Genomic DNA, 12,295 nt, shown 5'->3' on the forward strand with positions numbered 1-12,295 from the left:
ACATATTAAAAGTTAAAATTTGAAGGAATGTTGGCGGCGTCGTCGTGGTTGCACCGGGTATGACGCAACTCAGCGACGAACGCCAGAGCCCCCAGTTCGAATTTGGCCTGCACACCTTCGGTGACGTGACCTCCACGGCCGACGGCTCGCGCCAGCTCTCCCAACCGGAGGTGCTGCGCAATGTGCTCGCCGAGGCCCAGCTGGCCGACCGCTCGGGCGTGGACGTCTTCGGGGTTGGTGAGCATCACCGCCCCGACTACGCCGTCTCGGCTCCCGATGTGGTGCTGGCCGGCATCGGCACCTCCACTGAGCGAATCAAGCTGATCTCCGCGGTCACCGTGCTCTCCTCCGATGACCCGGTGCGCGTGTATCAGCGCTTTGCGACCATTGATGGACTCACCGGCGGCCGCGCTGAGGTGTCGCTCGGGCGCGGTTCCTTCATCGAGTCCTATCCGCTCTTCGGCTACGACCTCTCCGACTACGAGAAGCTCTTCGAGGAGAAGGTGGACCTCTTCGTCAAGCTGCGCAGCGAGGGCAAGATCAACTGGAGCGGAGACACCCGTGCTGGGCTGAAGAACCAGGAGATCTTCCCCAAGACCGAGCATGAGCGCGGGCTTCCTACGTGGATCGCGGTCGGCGGGACGCCGAACTCTGTGGTGCGCGCAGCCCGCCATGCAGTGGGACTGGAGCTAGCCATCATCGGTGGGGCCCCGCACCGCTTTGCCCCGCTGGTGGACCTCTACAAGCGCGCCCTGGTGGAATTCGGGCACGCCGCCAGCCCTGAGACTGCCGACTTCCGCGTGGCTAGCCACTCCCACGGGTTCATCGCGGACACCGATGAACGCGCCCGGGACATCTTCTACCCCTCGTGGGCTGAGACCATGGCGCAGCTGGGCCGGGAGCGCGGGTGGGGCAACGGCTATCCCTCGCGTGAGCAGTTCGAGCAGGAGATCACCCACGGCGCGCTCTTTGTGGGCTCCCCTGAGACGGTGGCGGAGAAGATCGTCAAGACCCAACAGCAGCTGGGGATCTCACGCTTCGGCCTCAAATACGGCAACGGCTCCCTGGCACACGAGCACATGATGGAGGCCATCGAGCTCTACGGCACTAAGGTCAAGCCGCTGGTGCTTGAGCGCCTCCAGGGCTGAGCTGACGCAGAGCAGGGGGCGGGGAAGGTCGGACGGCACTCCCCGCCCCATCTCTTGCGGTGCCAGAGCAGGGGGCGGCGAACCGGCAGGGCGGGGCATCCGAGGCTCTGTTCGCCGCGGTCTGACCGTTGCTTCCGCAGTTTGAGTCACGATGCCGGTGTTCAGCGGGCCCAGAACGGGTCTGCGTGACCACAACTCCGGAAGCAACGACGGCTCCCGCTCCTGAGCTCCGGGCGCCGTACGGTCTGTCCTGGCAATCCCCAGCTTCCAGTCAGCGCCGGTTGAGCGGGCGCCCATACTCTGTGCCCGTGACTCAGCAGGGCCGAAGCAGTAATCAGCACGACGTCGACCGCCACCCCGAGGACACGGAGAATCAGGGCCAGACCGAGGTGACTGAGGGACAGGACGACCCTCAGGAGTCAGCCTCTGCCGAGCGGGCTGCCGCCGATACCCCCGCCATGGGCTCCGATAAAGGCCCGGGTGATGCTGAGGACTTCACGATCGCCATCTACAGCGACCCGGGGCGCACCTCCCTGCACATGCGTAAGCTCATGGAGGAGCAGGGGCAGAAGTGGAGTCGCGGCGCCACCATCAAGCACAAACAGCTGCTGATCCCGCTGCGTCAGGACGCGACCCTGGACTTGGACGAGGTCCTGAAGTGGGCGCGTGAGGACGGTGCGGACCTCTCCATCATTCTCACCGAGGTTCCGCGCACCGCCGGCCGTCGCGCCAAGGCGGTGGAGCTGCACTTCCGGGAGAAGATGGGCGTGATCTCTTTCCCTGCACTGGGGCCGGTGGCCTTGAAGGCGAGTCTGCGCCGTGAGCTGCGCCGCTGCGTGGACGCCCTGCTCTACCACTCGGTGGATGAGGCGCGTGAGAAGGGCGGAATCCTCACCCACGTGGAGTCTCAGGAAGGACGCGAGACGGCGTTCATCACCCCCGCGGGGCTCTTTCCCGGACGCGTGTGGATGACGCTGGGCATGGTCGCGGCCAACGAACCCTTCTGGTCCCTGACCAAGCTCTCGGGCGTCTTCGCCGCCGCCGCGGCCACGGGCGCCTTCGGCATCTTCTTCAGCACCATCTGGGAAATGGCCAACTTCCTGCCGGCATGGCGCCTGGCGATCGTCTCGGTCATTGTGATCTCCATCGTGGTGCTGTGGCTGATCCTCGCCAACCGGCTGTGGGATCGCCCCAACGCCGTGGGCGGGCGCAAAGAGGCGGTCATGTACAACGCCTCCACCGTGGTGACCATGGTGGTCAGCGTGACCTCGCTCTACCTGCTGCTCTTCGGCGGCATCCTCGGCATGGGTCTGCTGCTGATCGAACCAGCGTTCATGGCGCAGAACATTGGGGAGGACGAGGCCACGTTCATGAATTACGTGGATGTGGGCTGGCTGTCTGCCTCGATGGGGGTGGCGGCCGGCGCGATCGGCTCCAACTTCGACGACGACGCCGACCTCCAGCGCATCACCCAGGGCTCCCGTGAGGCCCAGCGCTACCCCAAGGACGAGCGGCAGCGCTGAAACCTCAGCTGTGCTGCGCTGAGCCTCGGGTCAGGCTCTGCCGGCTAGGTACAGGAAGCCGAAGCCCAACGCCACGGAGAGCAGGCCCCACAGCACGATGGATACCGCCATCCACAGCATCACCAGGTGGCGATTGGCACCGAAGGAGACCATCAGCGGCGCAGTGAACTGGCTGGGCAGCGCGAAGGGGCCGAGGATGGCCACTCCGGGGACCCCGAAGCGGTCGAAGTACTTCTTGATCTTCGCGCGCCGTGCCGTCTGCTTCTCTGTCAGGTCTTTCGGGGCGGCGTTCTTGGTGCGGGCCGAGCGAAGGCTGTGTGCACCGTAGACCAGGACGGCCACGGCCGCCGCATTGCCCAGTACTCCGCAGAGCAGTGCAGCCCACCACGGCATGCCTACGACCATGCCGATGAACGGTCCGCTGTAGGACTCGATGAACGGCACAGCACTGATGGCCAGCAGGCCCAGCCATTGCAGGGCCTCGGGTAGCCCGTCGACCCAGTTCTGCAGGTCGGCGATCCAGCTGCCCTCCTGCACAGGGTTCATCTCGGCGGAGCGGGCAGCCAGGGTCGTCGACAGTGTGCTGATCATGGGTTTCATTATGGGTATCGCTCGTGCCTCAGTCGTCATCCCTGGTGCGTATCTCGGTTGCCTGACGCGCCTGCGGCGGGAGAGGAGGTCATCGTGCCTGCCGTGCCCTCATCCCCCCGGGTGGCTTGCACTTGTGCAAAAATGCGAGAGTGCATAAGATGCACTAGTGCAAGAAGATCTGACGCAGCGTGAACGCAATCAGCGCGACACCTGGAATGCCATCCACGACGCCGCCTTCACCCTGGCCCGTGACGAAGGTCTGCAGGCGGCGACCGTCGATGCCATCGCCTCTCGCGCCGGGGTCTCCCGGCGCACCCTGTTCAACTACTTCCCCACCAAAGAGGACGCCGTGCTCGGAGCTCGGCTGCCCTCACTTCCCCAAGAGATCGTGGAGCGCTTCACCTCCTCCGAGGAGGATGACCTGACGCGCGTCTCCCGCCTGCTGCTGGATGTACTGCGCACCTCCCTCTCCCGGGAGACCTCCGCGCGCCGCTTCGAGATCGTCAAGCGCCATCCCGGTCTTCGCGGCCGCATGATGCAGCTGCTCGCCGAAGTGGAGCACCTGGTCAGCGATGTACTGCACGGCCGGGTCGACGCCGATCCGGAAGCCCTGCTGCACACCCCGGCCGATGAGCGTGGCGTCCACGCACTGCTCATGCTGGCAGGAACCATCACCAAGCATGCCTATGCCCAGTATCAGGATCGCGGCGCGGGAGAGGTCGAGGACTACCTCGAGGATTCTGTGGCGCTCTTCAGGAAAGTGGTTGATGAGACGCGATGACCTCTCGTGATGCCCGTTCAGATTCCCGCACCCGTGACGACGCCGGCGGCCTCGCGCCCAGCATCAGCGAGCCCGCCTCGACTCCGGAGGATCAGCCCGCGCAGGGCCACAGGCTCGGACTGATCTTCTCCGCGCTGATCCTCACGATGCTCATGGCATCGCTGAGCCAGACCGTCCTGGCTACCGCCCTGCCCACGATCGTCGGTGAGCTCAGCGGGGTGGAGCACATGGCGTGGGTGATCACCGCATTTATCCTGGCCTCCACGGTGACCATGCCGGCCTACGGCAAGCTCGGCGACATGTTCGGGCGCAAGCCGCTGTTTCTGATCGCCATTGCGCTCTTCGTGGTGGGGTCTGCTGTCGGGGGAGCTGCACAGGAGATGCCGCAGCTCATCGCTGCCCGCGTTGTCCAGGGACTCGGCGGCGGCGGACTGATGATCCTCTCCCAGGCCACCATCGCCGACGTCGTCCCGGCGCGCGAGCGCGGCCGCTACATGGGGGTCATGGGCGGGGTCTTCGCCTTCTCCTCCATCGCCGGGCCCCTGCTGGGCGGCTGGCTGACCGATGGTCCGGGCTGGCGCTGGACGTTGTGGCTGAATGTGCCGCTCGGGCTCCTATGCCTGGTAGGCGTCGCGGTGCTCCTGCGCCTGCCGGCCAGGCCGCCGCGGGACCGGGGCCGTATTGATGTGTGGGGAATGCTGCTGCTCGCCATCGCCACCACCGCCGTGGTCCTGATCGCCACCTGGGGCGGGGCGGAGTACGCCTGGGTGTCACCGCTGATCCTCGGTCTGATCGCCGCCGCCCTGGTGGCCGGTGGACTCTTCGTCTGGGTGCAGTCGCGGGTGAGCGAACCGATTATGCCGCTGCTGCTCTTCCGCAACCGCAACTTTGTGCTGACCCTGGTGGCCGGCCTCATCACAGGCGTGGCGATGTTCGGAGCCTTGGGCTACATGCCCACCTATCTGCAGATGGTCACCGGCTACAGTCCGGCCCAGGCGGGGCTGCTGATGATCCCCATGATGGGGGCCCTGCTGGTGGCCTCGATTGTGGTGGGCCGCCGGGTGGCCATCACCGGGCGTTACAAAACCATCATGGTCGCGGGCACCGTGATCACGGCTCTGGGTCTGGGGCTGCTCTCCACGGTCAACGCCGATTCCCCCATTGTCCTGGAGTGCCTCTACCTGGGCGTGCTGGGCCTGGGGCTGGGCTGCAGCATGCAGCTGCTGACCCTGGTGGCCCAGAACTCGTTCTCCTGGCGATTGGTAGGTACGGCGACTGCCGGACAGAACTATTTCCGCCAGGTGGGGGCGACCCTGGGGTCCGCGGTGGTGGGAGCGCTCTTCGCCTCTCGCCTCCGCGACCTGCTGGCGGGGAACCTGGGCGGCAGCTCCGGCACGGCGGATATGAACTCCCTCACGCCGGAGGCGGTGCGGCAGCTACCTGAGCCGCTGCACACGCTCGTGGTCGAGGGGTATAACGAGGCGCTCATGCCCCTGTTCCTCTGGATGGTTCCCCTGGTTCTCGCCGCCACGGTGCTGCTGCTGTTCGTGCAGGAGAAGCCCCTGGCTACCACGATCGACCAGGACTGAGCGAGCGAAGCCAGAAAGGCCAAGATACTGAGAATTAATAGCAATAAAGCGAGGGGAGAAAAGCTCGCGTTCCGGGCTCCGGTAATGCCAGGATGAAGGGGTAAAGACCACCCCATCCCATGCGTCCGCATCAGCCCGAAGGAGACCCTCGTGCCTCAGACCGTCAACGGCGTCGTCGTCCGCGAAAAGAACGTCCCTGCCGTCATCGAGCAGATCGTCATTCCTGATCCCGGCCCGGGTGAGGTCGTCGTCGACGTCCTGACCTGCGGCGTCTGTCAGACGGATCAGCACTTCCAGCAGGGCGAGGTGGGCGATAACTTCCCCTACCTGCTCGGCCACGAGGCCACCGCCCGGGTCTCCCAGATCGGTGACGGAGTGACCAACGTCAAGGTTGGCGACAAGGTCATCCTCAACTGGCGCGCCGTGTGCGGGGAGTGCCGGGCGTGCCGCAAGGGCGAGCTGAAGTACTGCTTCAACACCCACAACGCCGCCCAGAAGATGACGCTCACCGATGGCACCGAGCTGGAGGCCGCCCTGGGCATCGGGGCCTTCGCAGAGAAGACCCTGGTCCACTCCGGCCAGTGCACGGTGATCGACGACGTCGAGGATTCCTCCAACGCCGCCGTCGGCCTGCTCGGCTGCGGCATCATGGCCGGCATCGGTGCGGCCATCAACACCGGTGAGGTCAAGCGCGGCGAGTCCGTCGCCGTCATCGGAGTCGGCGGGGTCGGCACCGCGGCCATCGCCGGCGCCAAGCTCGCCGGCGCCACTACGATCATCGCCGTGGACATCGACCCGCGGAAGCTGGAGAAGGCCCAGGAGCTGGGCGCGACCCACACCGTCAACTCCAAGGAGACCGACGCCGTGGAGGCGATCCGGGAGCTCACCGGAGGCTTCGGAGCCGACGTCGTCATTGACGCCGTGGGACGCCCCGAGACCTACAAGCAGGCCTTCTATGCTCGCGACCTCGCCGGACGCGTGGTGCTGGTGGGTGTGCCAGATCCGTCCCTGAAGATCGAGCTGCCGCTGATCGACGTCTTCGGCCGCGGTGGGGCCCTGAAGTCCTCCTGGTACGGGGACTGCCTGCCCTCGCGGGACTTCCCGATGCTGGTGGACCTCTACCAGCAGGGCCGTCTGGACCTGGACGCGTTCGTTACCGAGCGCATTACGCTGGACAAGGTCCAGGAAGGCTTCGACACCATGAATCGCGGCGACGTGCTGCGCTCCGTGGTGGAGATCAACGCCTGATCTGCCCGCCTCCGATCGACACCGTCTGACCAGCATCAGCTAGGAGTAGAGATGAACGCGCGAATCGAACACCTGGAAACCTCTGGCACCTTCTCCCTCGACGGCGGCACCTGGGAGGTGGACAACAATGTGTGGATCATCGGCGACGACCAGGAAGTGATCGTCATCGACCCTGCCCATGACGCTGAGGCCGTGCAGAAGCAGGTCGCCGGCCGCACAGTGGTGGCCATCCTGCTCACCCACGCCCACGATGATCACATCCGTCAGGTCAAGGATGTGCAGGAACGCATCGGCGGCCAGATCCACCTCAACTGGGACGACAAGGTGCTCTGGGAGCAGGTCTATGAGGGCACTGAGCCCGATGTGAAGCTCACCGACGGCGACACTTTCACGGTGGCCGGCGCCACGCTGCGGGCCATCCACACCCCGGGTCATTCCCCGGGTTCCACTTGCTTCCTGGCAGAAGGCCTGGAAGCCCACCCCGTGCTCTTCTCCGGAGACACTCTCTTCCAGGGCGGTCCCGGCGCCACCGGACGCTCCTACAGCAGCTTCGAGACCATCATTGAGTCCATCCGGACCAAGCTGTTCTCCCTGCCCGCGGAGACCACGGTGAACACCGGGCACGGACCCTCCACCACGATCGGCGAGGAATCTCCGAAGCTTCAGGAGTGGATCGACCGCGGCCACTGAGCCGTGGAGCAGGGGCCCGTTCAGGATCGCCCCTTCCGTCCTGACGCCCCGTGCCGGTTGAGGCCGCTCCTGCATGGGATACCCTCATGCAGGAGCGGCCCTCAATGGGGAGGGCCCACCATACGGAGGGGTTTTCTGACGTGTTTTCCAAAATCCTGGTGGCCAACCGCGGCGAAATCGCCATTCGGGCCCTGCGCGCCGGCGTCGAGCTGGGCGCACGCACCGTAGCGGTCTATCCGCACGAGGATCGCAACTCCCTGCATCGGCAGAAGGCGGATGAAGCCTACCGCATCGGCGAAGAGGGCCACCCCGTCCGGGCCTACCTCGACGTCGAGGAGATCATCCGTGTGGCCAAGGACTCCGGCGCCGAGGCCATCTATCCCGGCTACGGCTTCCTCTCGGAGAACCCGGAACTGGCGCGTGCTGCCGAGCAGGCTGGCCTGACGTTCATCGGGCCCCCAGCTGAAGTGCTGGAAGCCACCGGCGACAAAGTCAAGGCGCTGCGCGCCGCTAAGGCCGCCGGCATTCCCGTGCTCAATAGCTCCGAGCCCTCATCCGACCCCGAGGAGCTGATCTCCGCTGCCGAGAGCATCGGCTTCCCGATCTTCGTCAAAGCCGTGGCCGGTGGCGGTGGTCGCGGCATGCGCAGGGTCGAGCGCGCCGAGGACCTCCCTGATGCTCTGCGTTCGGCCATGCACGAGGCTGACACGGCCTTCGGCAATCCCACCGTCTTCCTGGAGCAGGCGGTGGTGCGCCCCCGGCACATTGAGGTGCAGATCCTCGCCGATGCTGAAGGCAACGTGGTTCATCTCTTCGAGCGGGACTGTTCCCTGCAGCGACGGCACCAGAAGGTCATGGAGCTAGCCCCGGCACCCAATCTCGATGAGGACATTCGGCAGGCCCTGCATCGCGACGCCGTGGCCTTCGCCCGCGCCATGAACTACCGCAACGCCGGCACCGTGGAGTTCCTGGTGGACACTGCCGGAGACCGTGCCGGCCAGCATGTCTTCATCGAAATGAACCCTCGCATCCAGGTGGAGCACACGGTCACCGAGGAGATCACCGACATCGACCTGGTCTCCTCCCAGATGCGCATCGCCGCCGGAGAGACGCTGCAGGACTTGGGCATCGCTCAGGAGACCCTGCAGGTGCGCGGCTCCGCCCTGCAGTGCCGCATCACCACCGAGGACCCCGCCAACGATTTCCGGCCCGACGTCGGCACCGTCTCCGCCTACCGCTCCGCTGGTGGCTCCGGCATTCGGCTCGACGGCGGCACGGTCTACACCGGAGCCGAGATCAGCCCGCACTTCGACTCCATGCTGGTGAAGCTCACCGCCAGGGGCCGGGACCACGCCACCGCGGTGGCCCGTGCCCGCCGCGCACTCTCCGAATTCCGCATTCGCGGTGTGGCCACCAACATCCCCTTCCTGCTCAATGTGGTGGACTCTCCGCAGTTCCAGGCTCTGGACGTGGCCACGGACTTTGTGGACAAGCACCCCGAGCTGGCCAAGACCAACCGCTCCCAGGACCGCGGTTCCCGCGCCCTGCAGTATCTCGCTGACATCACCGTCAACCAGCCCTACGGTCCCCGGCTGGAGGGAATCGATCCGCGCGATAAGCTGCCCAAGTTCCCCGGCGACAAGCGTGACGAGCCCGATCGCAGCCCGTTTGACGGTCCCTCCGAGCATCCCCGCCCGGACGGATGGCGACAGGTGCTCCTGCAGGAGGGACCGGAGGGCTTCGCCGCCCGGCTGCGGGCGCAGACAGCGCTGGCAGTCACCGACACCACCTTCCGGGATGCGCATCAGTCACTGCTGGCTACGCGCGTGCGGACTCGGGACCTGCTCGCCGCGGCCCCGGCGATGGCCCACGTGCTGCCCGGGCTGCTCTCGGTGGAGGCGTGGGGCGGCGCCACCTACGACGTCGCACTGCGCTTCCTCTCCGAGGACCCGTGGGACCGGCTGGCTCTGCTGCGCGCGGAGATGCCCAACATTCCGATCCAGATGCTGCTGCGCGGGCGCAACACCGTGGGCTACACCCCCTACCCGCTGAAGGTCACCGAAGCCTTCGTGGAGGAGGCGGCTGCCACCGGCGTCGACATCTTCCGGATCTTCGATGCGCTCAACGACGTGGACCAGGCGGTGCCAGCCATTGAGGCCGTGCGTGCCACCGGCACCGCGGTCGCGGAGGCGGCACTGTGCTACACCGGAGACCTCAGCAGTCCTGCCGAGGACGTCTACACCCTGGACTACTATCTTCGCCTGGCCGAGCAGATGGTGCAGGCCGGTGCACACATTCTGGCGATCAAGGACATGGCCGGTCTGCTGCGTCCGGCCGCCGCCCGCACCCTCGTGACTGCGCTTCGAGAGCGCTTTGATGTGCCGGTTCACCTGCACACCCATGACACCGCGGGAGGGCAGCTGGCTACCCTGCTGGCGGCGTCGGAGGCGGGGGTCGACGCCGTCGACGTCGCCTCAGCCTCGATGGCCTCCACCACTTCCCAGCCGCCAGCGGCTGCCCTGGTCGCGGCTCTGGAGCATACCGAGCGTGACACCGGGCTGGGCCTGGAGGCCGTCGCCTCTATGGAGCCCTACTGGGAAGCTGTGCGCGGTATTTACCAGCCGTTCGAATCCGGCTTGCCGAGCCCCACCGGCCGTGTCTACCGGCACGAGATCCCCGGGGGCCAGCTCTCGAATCTGCGCCAGCAGGCCATTGCCCTGGGCCTGGGGGAGCGGTTCGAGGAAATCGAGGAGATGTACCACGCCGCAGACCGGATGCTGGGCCGCCTCATCAAGGTCACCCCGTCCTCCAAGGTAGTCGGGGATCTGGCCCTGCAGCTGGTCGGGCTCGGCGCCTCTCCGGAGGAGTTCGAGGCCAGCCCGCAGAACTTCGACCTGCCCGATTCGGTCATCGGTTTCCTCGCCGGTCAGCTGGGCACCCCTGCCGCCGGCTGGCCCGAGCCTTTCCGCACGCGCGCGCTGCAGGGACGCACGGTCAAGCCCCTGGAAGAGACCCTGTCCGAGGACGACGCCGAGGCGCTGGATTCGCAGGAAGCCACTCGTCGTCGTCGGACCCTGAACCGGCTGCTTTTCCCCGGGCCGACACGGGACTTCGAGGCTTCCCGGGAGAAATACGGTGAGATCCAGGTGCTCCACACTCGGGACTTCCTCTACGGCATGACCCCGGGGCATGAGCACGTCATCTCACTGGGACGCGGGGTGCGACTGCTGGCGACCCTGCAGTCCGTCTCGGAACCCGATGAGAAGGGCATGCGCACGGTGATGTGCACCCTCAACGGGCAGGCCCGACAGGTGCTGGTCCGTGATGAGTCGGTCCAGGCCACGGTCAAGGCTGCGGAGAAGGCCGATCCCAGCCAGCCAGGCCATGTAGCCGCACCCTTCGCCGGGGCCGTGACCCTCACGGTCTCGGAAGGGGAGAGCGTCAGTGCCGGGCAGAACGTGGCGACCATCGAGGCGATGAAGATGGAGGCGGGAATCACGACCTCCGTCTCCGGAACGGTCTCACGCACCGTGCTCGAGGGTGTACAGCAGGTGGAGGGCGGGGATCTGCTGCTGGTGATCGACCCCGACTGAGTTGCGCGCCGCAGCGGCCGCGGAGTCCTGGTCTAGGGGCGCATCCCGCGCTCATAGGTGTGTCCGGCCTGGGTCCCGTGGCCGAGGATCTCGCTGACGGTGACCAGGTGGTAGCCCTCGGCGAGCAGGTCGCGCACCAGGTGCGGCACCGCCTCAGCGGTGGATTCCTGCAGGTCATGCAGGAGCACGATGGAACCTGGCTCCACCTGGCGCATCACCTCCTGGCGGGTCTGGGAGGCGCTGCGGTGTGACCAGTCTTTGGAGTCCACATCCCACATAATCATGGGCCCGCCCACCAGCGCGTTCACTCTGGAGTCCGTCATGCCGTAGGGAGGGCGCACCAGCGTGGGCCGCGCTCCGGAGACCTCGGCGATGGTCTCCGCGGTGCGGCTGATCTCTCCGAGCAGCTGAGCGTCGCTGAGGGTGGTGAAGTCCGTGTGGGACCAGCCGTGGTTGGCGACTTCGTGCCTTTCAGCCGCTACGCGGGCGGCGATGGAGGGGTGATGTGCCGCCATCTGGCCCGTCATGAAAAAGGTGCCGCGCGCGTTGACCGCGCCCAGGGCGTCCAGCACCCTGGCGGTGCTGGGCACAGGTCCGTCGTCAAAGGTCAGGGCCACGCACGGCACGGCGGAGCAGTCCACGGGACCACCGGGATTGCGGGCGAAGACCTGCCGTGACGGTTCCCTCGGGGTCTCCGGCTCAGAGTCCGGGTGCCTCATCTGCTCCTCCTCGTGGTCCTGACCCTCCCGATCCTCCGTGGAGGGCTCCTCTTCGGTCCCGGGTATGTCGGAGTCCTGCTCAGCACCGGCGTCGTCGTGCGTGTCCCCGGGGTCTGCCTCATCCGTCTGTCCGGTGTTCGGAGCCTGGGCCGCCAACTCCTCCTCCCACGGGTAGGAGGTCAGGGAGTCCCGCACCTGCGCGGTGCGCTCGTTGACGAGTTGAGCCCACACGGGACTAGACGCTGCGGACGCACTGGGCGCGGGGGAGGGAAGCACCAGCAGGACGAGTGAAAGCGCTGCGAGGGCACCGAGGCTCCGCAGCATCAGGGGAAGGTGACGCACGCAGGTCAGCCTAGAGGCACCGCTGCCCCTGTGCCCGCGGCACACCCCGGGGGCGGGTGAACTTTGCGTAA

At 66.6% G+C, this 12,295-nt stretch carries 9 protein-coding genes; 7 read left to right on the forward strand and 2 right to left on the reverse strand.

Annotated features, from left to right (window positions below; genetic code table 11):
• The first annotated feature begins 59 nt into the window (after positions 1-59).
• Complete coding sequence (locus tag RH857_RS05330; RefSeq protein WP_310536938.1) at positions 60-1,148, forward strand: LLM class flavin-dependent oxidoreductase; 1,089 nt, start codon at positions 60-62, stop codon at positions 1,146-1,148.
• Positions 1,149-1,456: 308 nt separating this feature from the next.
• A complete protein-coding gene (locus RH857_RS05335) occupies positions 1,457-2,671 on the forward strand; it encodes a hypothetical protein (RefSeq protein WP_310536939.1) in 1,215 nt (404 codons plus the stop codon).
• 30 nt (positions 2,672-2,701) lie between these two features.
• On the opposite strand, the gene RH857_RS05340 is transcribed toward RH857_RS05335, so the two are convergent.
• Positions 2,702-3,262 carry a hypothetical protein gene (locus RH857_RS05340; RefSeq protein WP_310536940.1) on the reverse strand — a complete coding sequence of 187 codons (561 nt, stop codon included), beginning with the start codon at positions 3,260-3,262 and terminating at the stop codon, positions 2,702-2,704.
• 166 nt (positions 3,263-3,428) lie between these two features.
• Between RH857_RS05340 and RH857_RS05345 the strand changes: the two genes are divergently transcribed.
• The 5 genes from RH857_RS05345 (at position 3,429) to RH857_RS05365 (ending at position 11,163) form a co-directional block, all read left to right on the forward strand.
• Positions 3,429-4,043 (forward strand): TetR/AcrR family transcriptional regulator, encoded by a 615-nt coding sequence (locus RH857_RS05345; RefSeq protein ID WP_310536941.1) that lies wholly within the window; start codon positions 3,429-3,431, stop codon positions 4,041-4,043.
• Positions 4,040-5,632, forward strand: a complete 1,593-nt coding sequence (locus tag RH857_RS05350; RefSeq protein WP_310536942.1) for an MDR family MFS transporter — start codon at positions 4,040-4,042, stop codon at positions 5,630-5,632. The genes RH857_RS05345 and RH857_RS05350 overlap by 4 nt, the downstream gene beginning before the upstream one ends.
• Positions 5,633-5,782: 150 nt before the next feature.
• Complete coding sequence (locus RH857_RS05355; RefSeq protein WP_310536943.1) at positions 5,783-6,880, forward strand: S-(hydroxymethyl)mycothiol dehydrogenase; 1,098 nt, start codon at positions 5,783-5,785, stop codon at positions 6,878-6,880.
• A 51-nt stretch (positions 6,881-6,931) separates the two neighbouring features.
• Positions 6,932-7,570, forward strand: coding sequence for an MBL fold metallo-hydrolase (locus RH857_RS05360; RefSeq protein WP_310536944.1), 639 nt, complete (start codon positions 6,932-6,934; stop codon positions 7,568-7,570).
• A gap of 140 nt (positions 7,571-7,710) precedes the next feature.
• Entirely contained in the window at positions 7,711-11,163 is a 3,453-nt protein-coding gene (locus tag RH857_RS05365; protein WP_310536945.1) for a pyruvate carboxylase, read from the forward strand.
• A gap of 32 nt (positions 11,164-11,195) precedes the next feature.
• Here RH857_RS05365 and RH857_RS05370 read toward each other — a convergent pair whose 3' ends face one another.
• A complete protein-coding gene (locus RH857_RS05370; RefSeq protein ID WP_310536946.1) occupies positions 11,196-12,224 on the reverse strand; it encodes a polysaccharide deacetylase family protein in 1,029 nt (342 codons plus the stop codon).
• Positions 12,225-12,295 lie beyond the last annotated feature (71 nt).

Origin of the sequence: Nesterenkonia flava (assembly GCF_031432335.1) — a bacterium.
GTDB classification, from domain to species: Bacteria; Actinomycetota; Actinomycetes; order Actinomycetales; family Micrococcaceae; genus Nesterenkonia; species Nesterenkonia flava.